The sequence below is a fragment of the Pseudomonas sp. NPDC087817 genome (genome assembly GCF_044742875.1).
In the GTDB taxonomy this organism is placed as follows: domain Bacteria; phylum Pseudomonadota; class Gammaproteobacteria; order Pseudomonadales; family Pseudomonadaceae; genus Aquipseudomonas.
Genome location: NZ_JBIUVJ010000011.1, coordinates 47,570 through 62,903 on the forward strand (window position 1 = coordinate 47,570; position 15,334 = coordinate 62,903).

At 62.4% G+C, this 15,334-nt stretch carries 9 protein-coding genes; 2 read left to right on the forward strand and 7 right to left on the reverse strand.

Going from position 1 to position 15,334, the window contains the following annotated elements; translation table 11 throughout:
* The first annotated feature begins 77 nt into the window (after positions 1-77).
* Both ACIONG_RS11605 and ACIONG_RS11610 read left to right on the forward strand, forming a co-directional pair.
* The gene (locus ACIONG_RS11605) at positions 78-608 is read left to right on the forward strand and encodes an NfeD family protein (RefSeq protein ID WP_401299383.1); all 531 of its coding nucleotides are present in this window, start codon (positions 78-80) and stop codon (positions 606-608) included.
* A gap of 2 nt (positions 609-610) precedes the next feature.
* Entirely contained in the window at positions 611-1,369 is a 759-nt protein-coding gene (locus ACIONG_RS11610) for a slipin family protein (protein WP_003220464.1), read from the forward strand.
* Positions 1,370-1,386: 17 nt separating this feature from the next.
* On the opposite strand, the gene ACIONG_RS11615 is transcribed toward ACIONG_RS11610, so the two are convergent.
* The 7 genes from ACIONG_RS11615 to ACIONG_RS11645 all read right to left on the reverse strand — a co-directional run bounded on the left by ACIONG_RS11615 (position 1,387) and on the right by ACIONG_RS11645 (position 15,196).
* Positions 1,387-2,331 carry a sulfotransferase family protein gene (locus tag ACIONG_RS11615; RefSeq protein ID WP_103306491.1) on the reverse strand — a complete coding sequence of 315 codons (945 nt, stop codon included), beginning with the start codon at positions 2,329-2,331 and terminating at the stop codon, positions 1,387-1,389.
* On the reverse strand, positions 2,319-3,104 hold the full coding sequence (locus tag ACIONG_RS11620) for an aspartyl/asparaginyl beta-hydroxylase domain-containing protein (RefSeq protein ID WP_401299386.1): 786 nt from the start codon (positions 3,102-3,104) through the stop codon (positions 2,319-2,321). The genes ACIONG_RS11615 and ACIONG_RS11620 overlap by 13 nt, the downstream gene beginning before the upstream one ends.
* A complete protein-coding gene (gene cysC / locus ACIONG_RS11625; RefSeq protein WP_103306489.1) occupies positions 3,101-3,706 on the reverse strand; it encodes an adenylyl-sulfate kinase in 606 nt (201 codons plus the stop codon). The genes ACIONG_RS11620 and cysC overlap by 4 nt, the downstream gene beginning before the upstream one ends.
* On the reverse strand, positions 3,690-5,207 hold the full coding sequence (locus tag ACIONG_RS11630) for a TolC family protein (protein ID WP_401299390.1): 1,518 nt from the start codon (positions 5,205-5,207) through the stop codon (positions 3,690-3,692). Before ACIONG_RS11630 ends, cysC begins: the two co-directional genes overlap by 17 nt.
* Positions 5,208-5,253: 46 nt before the next feature.
* Positions 5,254-12,480 carry an Ig-like domain-containing protein gene (locus ACIONG_RS11635; RefSeq protein ID WP_401299475.1) on the reverse strand — a complete coding sequence of 2,409 codons (7,227 nt, stop codon included), beginning with the start codon at positions 12,478-12,480 and terminating at the stop codon, positions 5,254-5,256.
* A gap of 139 nt (positions 12,481-12,619) precedes the next feature.
* Positions 12,620-13,465 (reverse strand): sulfotransferase, encoded by an 846-nt coding sequence (locus ACIONG_RS11640; RefSeq protein WP_213027176.1) that lies wholly within the window; start codon positions 13,463-13,465, stop codon positions 12,620-12,622.
* A gap of 150 nt (positions 13,466-13,615) precedes the next feature.
* Entirely contained in the window at positions 13,616-15,196 is a 1,581-nt protein-coding gene (locus tag ACIONG_RS11645) for a glycosyltransferase family 39 protein (RefSeq protein ID WP_401299393.1), read from the reverse strand.
* Positions 15,197-15,334 lie beyond the last annotated feature (138 nt).

Genomic DNA, 15,334 nt, shown 5'->3' on the forward strand with positions numbered 1-15,334 from the left:
CACATTGATCAGGATTCAGTCAGCGCAACGCTCAACTAGACTCAAAGAACCACCCCATGACTCTCCCGGAGGGTCACGTGAACAACCGATGTTGTACGTTGTTTCTGTTTCTGCTGGTAAGCGGCTCAGCCTTCGCTGCCGAGACATCGTTGCCGCCCATGAGCCCGGTTGGCCTCTGGCTGATCACGCTGGGCATCGTTTTCCTGATCTCCGAAGCCGCGCTGCCCAATTACGGCGTGATCGGTTTGGGCGGAATCATCATGTTCGTCATCGGCGCGCTGATCCTCGGCAATGCCGAACTGCCGGTGCCGATGATGATCGGCCTCGGCCTGATCAGCGCCCTGCTGTTACTTGCGTTGATCATCCGTGCCTTGAAAACCCGACCGCGCCACGCCGTCAGTGGCGATGCCGGCCTGGTTGGCAGTGTCACAGCGGTGACCGGCGTGCAGCCGGAGAATGCCCATAACGGCTGGGTGCAGTTGCAGGGCGAACATTGGCAGGTCCTCAGCGCCACACCGCTGCAGAGCGGGCAATCGGTGCGCGTAGTCGGGCGCAAAGGCTTATTGCTGAAAGTCACCGCGACTGACGCGGCTCAACACGGAGAGTGATCATGGGTCTGCAAATCGGTTTTGTTGCGCTGCTGTTATTGGTGATCGCCCTCGCCGGGTCGACGTTCCGCATCCTGCGCGAATACGAACGCGGCGTGGTGTTCCAGCTCGGACGCTTCTGGCAGGTCAAAGGGCCGGGGCTGATCCTGCTGATTCCGGTGGTGCAGCAAATGGTCCGGGTCGACCTGCGCACCGTGGTCCTGGATGTGCCGCCGCAAGACGTGATCACCCGCGACAACGTTTCGGTGAAGGTCAACGCGGTGCTGTACTTCCGCGTGCTCGACCCACAGAAGGCGATCATTCAGGTCGAAGACTTTCTCTCGGCCACCAGCCAACTGGCCCAGACCACTCTGCGTGCGGTGCTCGGCAAACATGAACTCGATGAACTGCTGGCCGAGCGCGAGCAACTGAACATCGACATCCAGCAAGTGCTCGATGCGCAGACTGACGCCTGGGGCATCAAGGTCGCCAATGTCGAGATCAAACACGTCGACCTAAACGAGTCGATGGTCCGGGCGATCGCCAAACAGGCCGAAGCCGAACGGGAACGGCGAGCGAAAGTGATCCACGCCGAAGGCGAGTTGCAAGCGTCGGAAAAACTCATGCAAGCCGCGGAAATGCTCGGTCGTCAGCCCGGCGCCATGCAACTGCGCTACATGCAGACCCTGAGCTCGATTGCTGGGGACAAGAGTTCGACGATTGTCTTTCCACTGCCGATTGAATTGCTCAAGGGCATGGCGGATTTGTCGGGAAAATCCTGAAAAGCGAAAGAACGCTTTCAAGCGTTGCGCAGCAACTCAAGATCCAGAAAAGAACGCTGGGCAAAGTAACGCACCCGCTCCTCCAACAGCGCCGAGGCCTCACGACGCTTGTCTTCACCATCGGCAACGAAGGGTTGCGACGGCTGCTTCGCGTGTAAATCCACCGCCGCAAACACCTGCTGGCGCTGTACATCATCCAGGCGGAAAAACCGTGCCAACCGCCCCGCCATTGCCTCTGGCAATTCGCTGTAATTCACCGGCAATCCACCCGAGTCGCGGCAGTGAATCAACCCGGCCTCAAGCAACCGCCCCAAACGTCGGGCGATGAAATCCTCGCGACCTGCGAACGGCAAACCATCCTCCAGCACGCAGTCACCGAGCATGCCCGGCACCATGTGCATACCCGGGCGACGCAAATGAGAGACGGCGATTTCCAATGGATCGCGATACACAAACAGCCACGGCGTATGCGGAAAACATTCCTGCAACAACGACCATTCGCCGATGTTCCAGGCATCCAGTTTGATCACCAGTCGCTGTTCTTCGCCTCGGCGGCGCTGCCCGTATGCCGAAAGCAACCCATTGATCGCGGCCTGGCGCTCAGGCGCAGGCAGATCACTGCGCAACAACGCATCGAGCGGCGGCGGTTCGGAGATCACGATGTGATCGTCGAGCCGGGCGAGCATCTGGCTGATCAGCGTCGAGCCACAGCGCGAGGCGTGCAGAATGAAAGCGCTTGGCGCCAGACCCGGACTCTGCGCATGCCAGTCGCTGAGCGCCGCGAGCGGCGTCTGCCGACGGAAAGCCTGATTGAACGGCAGGCGCAGTGCATCGTCGACCGCGTCGCGGAAAAACGGCTGATGCAGCGGCCTGTCGCCGAACCAGCACCAATCCACCTGCCACTGCCCGGCAATCGGCCAGATACCAATCGGCAACCAGCCGTCGAGGTTCAGCCGTTCCATTGTTCATTCCATTGCCGACGACCGTTGCGCATCGCCGCACGAAGTTCTTCACGCGAGAACGGCAAGCCTCGTGCGGCAGCCAGCTCCAGAGTTCGGCTGATGAACTGTTCAGGATCGTGCAGCTCCCGCAAGGCTAGCGCCAGCGAGGCATCGTTGGCGACCAGCCGTTGAAAACTCTGCAACGTCGTCTCTGCCAACTGCGGTTCAGGCGTGCTCGCCAGGCCTTCAGCAATCCGCTCTTCCAGCCACGCATCGGGCCGACAGTCGAGGACCAGATGCACCCGCGCCGACCTATCACGGTTGTCCACCCGATGCGGTCGCGCCAGATCGAGAAACCAACACTCGCCCGTCCTCATGGGGATGCGCTGGCCGTCGAGCCAGAAGTCCACGTCGGGCGGGCTGAGCAAGGGAATGTGCAGACGCCGATCGGCATCCGGGCCATCGAGATCGTAATCGCGGTGTTCGTGAATCCGGCCACCCGGCCCCAGGCGCAACAAGCGTGCACTGACGATTTTCAACGGCAGATCGCGCAGCCCCTGTCGCCACCGATCATCCTGCAACCACGGTGCGCGACGCAGCGGCTCGCCGCTTCCGGGGGACAACTCGGTCAGCGCATCAGCCGCCGAAATCAGCGCCACGCCGCTCCAGTCTCCCGAAAAGTAATCTGTATTGAAGTGACCGTGCCAAGCGTCATCGGCAATCGCCGCCAGTGCTTGCAACAACAGCGGCAAATCCACTGTCACCGGCAGACGTGAAAACGCCGGACGGCTCATGCGTGTGGCAACACCGAGCACTCGCCGAGCCAGGTCAGCAGGCGATCAAGGCAGGCCTCGACCGATTGCACCCCGGTGTCGACCACCAAAGACGCCTGCAACGGTGGCTCGTACGGTGCCGACACCCCGGTAAACCCCGGCAATTCACCGCGTCGCGCACGGGCGTAATGCCCTTTCGGATCACGCTGCTCGCACACCGCCAACGCGGCGTTGCACCAGACCTCGCAATAGTCCTCACCCAAGCGTTCAGCGAACACTTCGCGTAACTCTGCCAATGGCGCAATCATCGCCAGAATCACGATCTGGCCATTTTCGACCAGCAAAGCGGCCAGTTCACTGGCGCGGCGAATGTTTTCCCGGCGATCCCCATCGGTGAAGCCCAGATCGCGGTTGAGGCCGACGCGCAAACCATCGCCGTCGAGCACTACGCTCTGCACACCTCGCGCGAACAACTCAGCGTGCAGCGCTTGCGCCAGCGTCGATTTGCCCGCCGCCGGAAGCCCAGTCAAGAGAATCGCCGCACCTCGATGGCCGTTGCGGGCTTCGAGTTGTGTACGGCTGATGCTGGCGCTCGGCGCCAGCACATCACTGCGCCGAGGCATGGGCGACTGCCGGCACCGAGATATCCCCCGCCGCCCACGCCGACTCGCGATTGGCCAGCGCGGTGGCGATCGACTGCACTTCGGTGGATTGCACCTGATCAGGCAACGGATCGAGGCCGGCGCTGGCGAAGATCTGGCCGTAGGCATTGCGCAGATCGGCGTACGACAGGTCGCGACGCAAATCCGCCTGCAAGTTGTTCAACTCACCCTGAATCAGCTCCAGTTCACCAATACCGGCAGCCTTATGACGATTGCGCAATTGGCCGACGATTTGCCCGTCAATGTCGGACAGTTGTTGGTTGGTCTTGAACTGACGCAAGGCTTCTTGATAGTTGGCGTTGGCCACATAGAGCTGCGCCAGCACCGCAATCGACATCGCCTGACGCCGCGCACTGGCGACTTCTTCGCCAGCCTTGGCGACGTTGATCGCCGCCGGCGCGGAGATCACGTTGAACAGGTTCCAGGTGACTTTGACGCCGTAGTCGGCCCAGCCCTGCTCGACCAGGAAGGAGTTGCTGTCGTAATGCCCGCCCGCCGAAAACTCCAGGCCCGGCAACAGACGCAACATGGCTTTGCGGGTTTCGGCGGCGCTGATGCGCGTCTGGTAATCCTGCTCGCGCAGTTCCGGGCGGCTGGTCAGGGCTTCTTGCTCAAGCTTGGCCAGACCAACCTTGAGCTCGGGAATCTGGTAGCCGTCATCAGTAGCCAGTGTCAGGTTGGTGCCCAGTGGCAAATTGATCAGCGTCGCCAGCTCGGTTTTCGCCAGCGACAAGGCGCGGCGCTGTTCTTCCAGCTGTCGGGTGGCTTCGATCAGCGAACGCTGATAACTCAGCGATTGCACCGGATCACCAATGCGTTGATCGCTCAGGGTCTGGCTGTTGTCGCGGGCGGTCTGCACCCGCGCCATCAGGCTGTCGATCTGCTTGAGCAGACGTTCGGCGGCCATTGCTCGCCAATAGGCCGAGCGCACGTCCTGGACGATGGTGTTGATCACTTTGCGCCGCCGTTCCTGCACGATCAGGCGCTGGTCGCCCTGCTGTTTGGCACTGATGTAGCTGACGCCGAAGTCCAGGACGTTCCAGACCATGGTCAGGTCGGCAACCTCGCGGTCACGATCCTGCGAGGTCGACGGTTCCAGAGACTGAGTGCCGGTACGCACGCTCTGGCTGCTGGAGGCGTTGACGTTGTTGCGCCCGACGTACCCGGCATCCAGTGCCATGCGCGGCAGCATGTCGAAACTGGCGAGGTCGAGCTGCCGCTTGGCCAGCGCTTCCTCCATGATTTTCAAACGACCTTCGAGGTTGTATTTCACCGCGCGGGCCATGGCCTGGTGCAGGGTCAACGGGCCGCGCAGCGGTTCCTGATCCTTGTACATGCTTTGCAGATCGGTTCTGGCTCGTTGTTCGCTGACGCTGCGCTCAATCGGCTCACTGGTCACTGCACATCCGCTGATCGCCAGCGCCAGCAGGCTGGCGCCGAACAACTTCTGACTTGTCTTCATCCCTGGATCGCCCCTAGGTCCCGCACAGTGTTGAGTAGTTGTTTGTTCAGGCCGACATTTCGCTGATGCCGATCTGTTGCAGAGCTGCCGCCAGGCTGTCGACCCGCTGCTGCTCGGTGTCTTTGAGTTGTTGCAGTTGCTGCCCCAGCGTCGGTGCGCCAAAGACGCCGCGCAGACCCTGGGAAACATCGCCGGCCTTGAGCGACTGGCTGCCGAAGGCGTTCAAGGAATCACGCTCGGCGTCGCTGTTCTGGTTGAACAGGCTCGCCAGCGTGCTGCTGGCGAATACGCCGCCATCGCCACCACCAAAGCCGAGGAAGCCGTGGCCGGAACCGTCGCCGCCGCTGTCACTGCTGCTGAACACCTGCGCGATGAAGCTGCGGCTGAGGGCCCCGTGATTGATGAAAATATCGCCAATCGGACGAATGCCGTTGCCGATCACCCGTTGTTCGAACAACGGCGCGAAGGTCAGCGGTGAACCGAGATCGCCGGTTGGCGCAGTGAAGATGACCGGTTGCAGCGGCACGTTCGGCGGCGGTGGTGGCACCACCGGGTCGCTGCTGCGAATGAGCGGATCCGGAATGACGACGCTGGTCGGCGTGGTCGGCACGGTTGGAGGAATGATCACCGGCACGGTGTTGATGGCGTAGTTATTGGAGCTGCTGACTCCGCTGCCGCTGTTCCCGGACGCATCGCTGACCCCGGCACTGTTGACGCTGATCGCGTTGCTGGCGCTGTTGACGTTGGCGTTCGGCGTCAGGGTTGCGGTCCAGGTTTTGCCGCCATCGCTGCTGCTCAGGTTGGACAAGGTGCCGTTCGCCACCACGAGGTCTGACAGATCGAAACCGCTGACTGCCTCGTTGAAGGTAATGGTCACCTGCGAGGTCTGACCGATGCCCATGTTCGGGTTGGCGATGACGACCGTGGCGGTCGGCCGTTCGCTGTCCAGCGCGTAGTTGTTCGACACCGCGACGGTACTGCCGACGTTGCCGGCCAGATCGGTGACATTGCTGGTGTCCAGCGCGATGAAATTGCTTGGATCGGTCACGCTGGCCGTCGGGGTGAACGTCGCGGTCCAGGTCTTGCCGCCGTCGCTGCTGCTCAGGTTGCTCAAATCGCCGTTGGTCACGCTCAGGTCGGACAGGTCGAAATTGCTCACCGCCTCGCTGAAGGTGAAGGTCACCGTGGTGGTCTGGCCGATACCCAGGTTTGGATTGGCGACCACGATGTTGACGGTTGGCCGCGTAGCGTCGAGCGCGTAGTTATTGGAAATCGCAACGCTCGCGCCAATGTTGCCGGCCAGGTCCTGCACGCCGGCGGTGTCGAGGATGATCAGGTTGGTCGCGTCATTGACGTTGGCGGTCGGCGTCAGCGTAGCGGTCCAGGTAACCCCGCCGTCGCTGCTGGTCAGGTTCGACAGCAGACCATTGGCAACGCTGATGTCCGACAGGTCAAAACCGCTGACCGCTTCGCTGAAGGTGATGGTCACCGTGGTGGTTTCACCGATGCCCAGGCGATTGTCGGCGACCACGATAGTGGCGGTCGGCAGCGCCGTGTCGATGGCGAAGTTGTTCGAATCGGTGGAGCCGACACCGCTGTTGCCCGAGGCGTTGGTCACGCCGGCATTGTTGAGGGTGATCAGATTGCTGGTGTCGGTAATGTTGCTGGTTGGCGTGAACGTCGCCGTCCAGGTCACGCCGCCGTCGCTGCTGCTGACGTTGCTCAGGGTGCCATTGGCAATGCTCAGATCGGCATTGTCGAAACCGCTGACGGCCTCACTGAAAGTGATGGTCACCGTGGAAGTTTCACCGGCCTTGAGCGCGGTATCCGCGACGACAATGGTCGCGGTCGGCACTTCGGTCTGCACCGCGTAGTTGGCCGAGTTGGTGGTACCGGTGCCGGTATTGCCCGCCAGATCACTGACGCCGCTGTTGTTCAGGACGATCAGGTTGGTGGCATCGCTGGCGCCGATGGTTGGGGTAAACGTCGCCGTCCAGGTGATGCCGCCGTCGCTCGACGAGACGTTACTCAGCGTGCCGTTGGCGACGCTCAGGTCGCTATTGTCGAAGCCGCTGACCGCTTCGCTGAAGGTGATCGTGACGAGCGCGGATTCGCCGGGACGCACATCACTATCACTCATGACGATCGTGGCGGTCGGACGCTGACTGTCGACCGCGTAGTTGTTCGAATCGGTGGTGCCGCTGCCGGTATTGCCCGCCAGATCGGCGATGCCGGTGTTGTCCAGGGTGATGAGGTTGCTGGTGTCGGTGACTCCCGCAGACGGCGTGAACGTTGCCGTCCAGGTGATGCCGCCGTCACTGCTGCTGACCGCGCTCAACGTACCGTTGGCGATGGTCAGGTCGGCGTTGGTGAAGCCGCTCACCGCCTCGCTGAAGGTGATGGTCACCAGCGAGGTCTCACCGACACCCAGTGCCGTGTCGGCGACCACGATGGTCGCGGTCGGCCGTACGGTGTCGACGACGTAGTTGTTCGAATCGGTGGTGCCGCTGCCGGCGTTGCCGGACAGATTTTGCACGCCGGAATTGTCGAGGGTGATCAGGTTGGTGGCGTCGGTGATGTTGCTGGTCGGCGTGAAGGTTGCCGTCCAGGTGATGCCGCCATCGCTGCTGCTCACCGCCGTCAGGGTGCCGTTGGCAATCGTCAGGTCGGCGTTGGTGAAACCGGTCACTGCTTCGCTGAAGGTGATGGTCACCAGCGAGGTCTCGCCGATTTTCAGCGAGGGGTCGGCAATGATCACGGTCGCCGTCGGCACTACGGTGTCGATGGTGAAGTTGCCGGAATTGGTGGCGCCGGTGCCGGCGTTACCGGCCAGGTCGGCGATGCCGGCATTGGCCAGGGTAATGACGTTGGTTGCGTCATTGATTCCGGCCGCCGGCGTGTAAGTCGCGGTCCAGGTAATACCGCCATCGCTGCTGCTGACGGCGGTCAATGTGCCGTTGGGAATCGTCAGGTCAGCGTTGGTAAAGCCGCTCACCGCTTCCGAGAAAGTGATGGTTACCAACGACGTTTCACCGGCGCTCAGGCTGGCATCCGCCACCAGGATGGTGGCGGTCGGGCGCTGACTGTCGACCGCGTAGTTGTTGGAATCGGTGGTGCCGCTGCCAGCATTGCCAGCGAGGTCGGCGATACCGGTGTTGTCCAGGGTGATGAGGTTGCTGGTGTCGGTGACTCCCGCAGACGGCGTGAAGGTGGCCGTCCAGGTGATGCCGCCGTCACTGCTGCTGACCGCGCTCAACGTACCGTTGGCGATGGTCAGATCGGCGTTGGTGAAGCCGCTGACCGCCTCGCTGAAGGTGATGGTCACCAGCGAAGTCTGGCCGACGCCGAGCGCCGTGTCGGCGACCACGATGGTCGCGGTCGGCCGTACGGTATCGACGGCATAGTTGTTGGAAACGGTGGTGCCGCTACCGGCGTTGCCTGACAGGTTTTGCACGCCGCTGTTGTCGAGGGTGATCAGGTTGGTGGCGTCAGTGATGTTGCTGGTTGGCGTGAAAGTCGCTGTCCAGGTGACGCCGCCATCGCTGCTGCTCACCGCCGTCAGGGTGCCGTTGGCAATCGTCAGGTCGGCATTGGTGAAACCGGTCACCGCTTCGCTGAAGGTGATGGTCACCAGCGAGGTCTCACCGATTTTCAGTGAGGTGTCGGCAATGATCACAGTGGCTGTCGGCAGCACCGTGTCGATACTGTAATTGTTGGAGTTGGTCGTGCCGCTGCCGGCGTTGCCGGCCAGGTCGGCAATGCCGGTATTGGTCAGGGTAATGACGTTGGTTGCGTCGTTGATCCCCACCGTCGGCGTGTACGTCGCGGTCCAGGTAATCCCGCCGTCGCTGCTGCTGACGGCGGTCAATGTGCCGTTGGGAATCGTCAGATCGGCGTTGGTAAAACCGCTCACCGCTTCCGAGAAAGTGATGGTTACCAACGACGTTTCACCGGCGCTCAGGCTGGCATCCGCCACCACGATGGTGGCGGTCGGGCGCTGGGTGTCGATGGCGTAGTTGCCAGAATCGACGGTGCCAGTGCCGGCGTTGCCCGCCAGGTCGGCGACGCCGGTCTGGTCGAGGGTGATGACGTTGGTGGCATCGGTGATGTTCGCGCTCGGCGTGAACGTCGCGGTCCAGGTCACACCGCCGTCGCTGCTGCTCACCGCCGTCAACGTGCCGTTGGCAATGGTCAGGTCGGCGTTGGTGAACCCGCTCACCGCTTCGCTGAAGGTGATGGTCACCAGCGAGGTCTCAGCGATTTTCAGGCTGTTGTCAGCGAAAACGATGGTCGCGGTCGGGCGCACGGTATCGATGGCGTAGTTGTTTGAGTCAGTAGTGCCGCTGCCGGTATTACCATTCAGATCGCTGATACCGGTGTTGTTCAGGGTGATCAGGTTGGTCGTATCGGTGATGCTCGCGGTCGGCGTGAAAGTCGCCGTCCAGGTGATGCCGCCATCGCCGCTGCTGACCGCCGTCAACGTGCCGTTGGCGATGCTCAGGTCGGCGTTGGTGAACCCGCTCACCGCTTCGCTGAAGGTAATGGTCACCAGCGAGGTTTCGCCGATTTTCAGCGCGTTGTCGGCGACGACGATGGTCGCCGTCGGCCGCACGGTGTCGATCGCGTAGTTGTTGGAATTGGTGGTGCCGCTGCCGACGTTGCCGGCCAGATCATTGACCCCGGTGTTGTCCAGCGTGATCAGGTTGGTGGTGTCGGTGACGCTTGTGGTTGGCGTCAGCGTGGCCGTCCAGGTAATGCCGCCGTCGCTACTGCTCAGTCCGCTCAGGATGCCGTTGGCCACGGTCAGATCGGCGATGGTGAAACCACTCACCGCTTCGTTGAACGTGATGGTCACCACCGAGGTTTCGCCTGCCGCCAGATTGGTGTCGGCAACAACAATGGTCGCCGTCGGCCGTACGGTATCGATCGCGTAATTGTTCGAGTCGGTGGTGCCGCTGCCGGCGTTGCCCGCCAGGTCAGCGATGCCGGTGTTGTCCAGGGTGATGAGGTTGGTGGTGTCGGTGATGCTGGCGGTCGGGGTGAACGTCCCCGTCCAGGTAATGCCGCCGTCGCTGCTGCTGACTGCCGTCAGCGTGCCATTGGCGATGGTCAGGTCGGCGTTGGTGAAACCGGTCACGGCTTCACTGAAGGTGAAAGTCACCAGCGAGGTATCACCGATCTTTATTGCCGTATCGGCCATCACAATGGTCACGGTCGGCCGGGCGGTATCGATCGCGTAATTGACGGAGTTGGTCGTACCGACGCCCGCCACGCCGTCGCTGATCGCATTTACCCCAGTGTTGTCGAGGGTGATCAGGTTGGTGCTGTCGGTGATGTTGTTGGTTGGGGTGAAGGTCGCGGTCCAGGTGAGGCCGCCGTCACTGCTGCTCACCGCCGTCAGCGTGCCATTGGCAATCGTCAGGTCGGCGTTGGTGAAACCGCTCACTGCGCGGCTGAAGGTGATGGTCACCAGCGAGGTTTCGCCGATTTTCAGCGCCGTGTCGGCCATCACGATGGTTGCGGTCGGCGGCTCCACATAGGCTGTGTTGAGCGTGCCACCGTTGTTGTAGATCGCCGCGAAGGCCAACGGCACAGAACCGGTGACGCCGCCGCCGAGTTCTGTACCGCCGGCGCCGCTGCCGGCAGCGTTGCCGCTGATGGCGCTGAAGTTGGCGGCGGTGATCAGCACCGTGCCGCCCTGGTTCCAGATCGCGCCGACCCCTCGCCCGCCATCGCCGCCGTTCAGATTGTTGCTGCCCAGGCCGCTGCCGCCACCACCACCGCCGCCCGCGCCGATGTTGTTGCTGATGACCGAAGTACCGACGATTTTCAGGGTACCGGTGGAGGCGTTGTAAATGCCGCCGGCCGCATTACCGCCGACACCGCCGACCTTGTCCCAGCCGGAACCGCCACCGCCGCCGCCAATGGAAATGGTGCCGTTACTGGCCGTGCCGCCATTGCCGCCGTTGCTGTAATCGGCCGTGCCCACCCCGCCGGCGCCGCCCGTCGTGGAGCCACCGCGACCGCCCATGTGCGTCGCGTCGTAACCGCCACCGTAACCGCCGACGCCACCGCTGCCAGCCTGGCCGCCCAGCGTACCGGTGCCCGGCCCGGCGATGCCGCCATGACCGCCGCCCTGACCGCCGAGGCCGCCGCCCCCGCCACCACCGCCGCCATAGTTGGCGCCCGTGACGCCACCACCGCCGCCGCCACCCGCCGCCGCGTTACCGGTGACCGAGACATTTTTCAGCGTGAGGACTCCGGCGTTGAATATCCCGCCACCCATGGCGCCGGTCGCGCCGTAGCCACCATTGCCACCGTTGCCGGAGACCAGTCCCCGGGTGATCACCAGACCATCGAGGGTCACAGTGCTGGCCGAGGTGACTTCCACGACGCGGGTTTTGTACTGACCATCGAGGGTCACGTCCGCCACGCCGTCGTTGTTCAGGTCGCCATCGACAGTGATGCTCTTGTTGATCAGCAGTTCAGAGGTGAGTTGCACGGTCATGCCGGAGCTGAACGTGACGATATCGCCGTTCTGCGCCGACGCCAGGGCTGCCCGCAGCGAGCCGACCCCGGTGTTCGCATTGTTGGTGGCGGTCCACGTGGCCAGGCCCCACTGATATTCACTCATGGCCTTGGTCGACAGCACGTTGGCGCTTTCGATGGTGCCGGTGGCGATTTCCAGATCCCAATCGCCACCCACGCCGGTACGGTTGTTCGAAGCCGCCACATCACGGCCGGTCAGCTGTGCCAGAGAATCGACGAAGCTCAAGCCGCGATCGCCTTCAGCGGTGTAGCAGCCGTAGATCAGGATGTCGCCGCCGGCATTCATGTCCTTGCCGATTTCACCGAGGATCGCGCTGCGTTGCGCGACGTTGTCGGCAGACAGATAGCTGTTGCCCAGCCACAGGTCGCCGGCATTGCCGTGAGCAATGATCTGCACCGAACTGACGCCCTGATGCTGACTGAGGTAATCGGCGATCTGCTGCAAACCGTCCTTGCTCGCATCGAGCTTGACCACTTGCGCGCCGGGCGCGACACCTTTGAGCAGGCTGTCGGCATCCTTGACCCGCGAATCGACAAACACCACGCTCTGGCCTGGCACTGCGACAGGGCTGACGGCCGGGGTGGCGTCAGCCTGACCGTGGGTGTCCTTGCTGATCGTCGGGTGATCGGCGGTGGGCGTCTTGGCCGCGTCCGCCGCGGGGTGGCTATCGGCTTGGGCTGCGGTGTCGGCCACGGTGGCGGCGACAGCGCCGTCGAACAGCATGCGCGGTTCCAGCGGCATGATCATCGGCGCCGCCAGCGTGCGTTGGCCTGCGGTTCCCTGCGCTTGCTTCTTGCTCCACCACATGTTGCTCACCCGGACTCGAACACAGTTGTTGATGCATCAATGAAAAACGCCGCGATCAACTGATCGCGGCGTCGGACTTCATACGAATGACATTGGCGGCGCTGGCTGAGCCATCGAGCCAGAAGGACAAATCGGCGTATTGCTTGAACAGATCCGGTGGCAGGATGGTGCGCCGCGACTGCAGGGCCACCTTGGGTTTGACCTTGTGCAGGCCAGCCACGCCGAGGGCCTGATCGAATTCCGGGGCGTCATAGGCCAGGTGCTCGAAATCGTGTTCGAACCATGGCTCGCCGATGAACTCGTAGACCAGCCGCAACACCCGTTCCGGGGCCTGGGTCAGCAAGTCATAGTCGATGATCAACAGCGAATCGGCCTGCTCGCCGTAATAGGCTTCCTTGAGCGCCGCCCAGGCGAAACCGACCAGACGATTGCGCTGGGCCAGGGTTTCACAGCGGCTGTAGACGGTGTTGCGCTCGACGGCATCGCCGAACAGCTTGGTGTTTTCATAGGGATTGGCGCGGTACAACCGCTCGAGACTGTCCATCACCCAGGCGACGTTGCGCACGCAAGCGATCACTTTGGCCTTGGGAAACAGGTCATTCAGCGCCGGCAGCCGCGAGCTCCATTGCCGGTTGGTGTCGAACACCACCGGTTTGTCAGCCTTGTCGGCGTAGAAGGACTCAAACAGTCCGCGCAGTAAACGGCGGCGCATCTGAGTGTCGATGACCGCGCCGAATTCGCTGCCGGCGCTGCATTGTTCGAGGACGCTGGAGAAGAGGGAGCCGACCGGGCTGGTCATGCCGGCGTGAAAGCGCGGGTTCTGCAAAAGAATCGCAGAAAGCAGGGTCGAGCCTGAGCGCGGCAAGCCGGAGATAAAGTGGAACTGCTGCAATCCCTTCACCGTAATCGAAAGTCCTTTTGTCCGACAAAGCGTAGTTCAACAAAAACCCTTCGACTAGTAGTGTTTTGATATCAATTCAGAGCAATAATGACTAAGCAGCCAGTTTTTAATCGCGAATAAAAAGGTGAAACGATTTACTTCGCCCCAGGCTTATTCAGCCGCCGATTTCGTCACGAACAGTCGCGCTTGAACCCCGCCCGCGTGCACCTCGCCACTGGCTTGCCAAGCCTTGGGCAGCGACGGGAACTCGCCCGGATCACCGAAGGTTCCGACCAGCCAGACCCGGTCCTTGCCGGGCAACTCGGCAAGGCTGTCGAGGTAGACGTCGGCGGTCACCAGCGTGCCAAATCCGTACTCGTTCGGCCGCGTCGAATGGCCGTCCGCCGTGGGTGGCGTGTAGAGGCGCACTTGAGCACCGGTGCGGTCGTAATAGACGTAACTCAGGTACCAGAGCATGTCACTGGTGACAATGCGGTCACCGGGCTGGAAATGCTGATTGACGTAATTCACCACATGGTCGAGCTGATCATTGCTGTCGACCGTGGCGTTGTTGTTCACGCCCACCATTTCCACCGCGATCAACGACACCAGCACCGCCAGCGCGAGCACCCGCACGCGGCTGTACAAACGGTCAATGGCCAGCGCCGCCAGCAGCGGCAGGCCCAGCGCATAAGCGGTCAGATAGCGCTCGATGAACACTGGCGTGATCCACGACACGGCAAACACCAGCACCAGCGGCAGTCCGGTGTAGAGCGCCAGCAGCACACTGCCACGGGACACGCTGCGATCACGCACCACCGCCACCGCCGCCAGCACCAGAAGCGCCAATGGCAGCGCCAGAAAAACCGGCAACGGCAGCTGCTCGCCGTCGTCCTGAATCAGCCATGACCAGACCATCGACGGCAGTGACGACAGCGTGACCGGGTCTTCCCAGCCGACATCACCACCGACTTTCAGTTGCTCCATGTGCTGCATCAGATCGAGCAGATTGGGCAGCCACGGCAGGTACAACGCGACGATCGCCAGATTCGCCAGCCACCAACTGGCACGCTGGATATGCCGGAACCGATAGCCGTGCTGCACACGGATCAGCCCCAGATAAACCCAGTGGCACAGCGCTGCCAGCACGGCGAAGTAGTGGGTGTAGAACGCGGCGCTCATCAACAGCGCATAAAACACCAGATAGCGGTGGCGTTGCGGGCGGCGGATCCAGTAGACCAGCGCCAGCGTAGCCGCGATCAACAGCAACCCGAGCAGCGAATACATGCGCACTTCCTGGCTGTAGCGCACCGCCGTCGGCAACAACGCCAGCAGCACGCCGGCGATGATTGCCGCGCGGCGCGTGGCCAGTCGATCCACCAGCCACACGCCGAGGCCGACCGCTGCAATACCGGCCAACGCGCTGAGACAGCGCAGCGCAAAAATGCCGTCGCCGAACAGTTCGATCCAACCATGCAGCAACATGAAATACAGCGGCGGATGCACATCGAACGCCGCGTGCTGCCAGATCCCGGCCAGCGAGTAACGCGCCAGCAGCAGGCTGGAGCCCTCGTCGCCCCAGATCGCCGCCGCCGTCAGGTCGTAAAAACGCACTGCCGCCGCCAGCAGCAGGATCGGCAGCAACCAGAGTTCCCTGCCCCAGCGGATCAAAGGCAAGCTGCCAAACCCCGACCCCGGTGTCGCGTGCGGGTCCTGTGTGTCGCCTACCGGCGTGACTCTGTTTACCGCCATCGTTGCCTCTTCGCCGCGCCGCAAGACCACGCACCCATGAGTCGAAACCTGCCCGTCACTGTAGGTCAGCCACGGGACCACCGTCGATGCCGGTTTGCGCTTTCACGACATCCGGCAACCTTGCCAATCCGCGTCTAC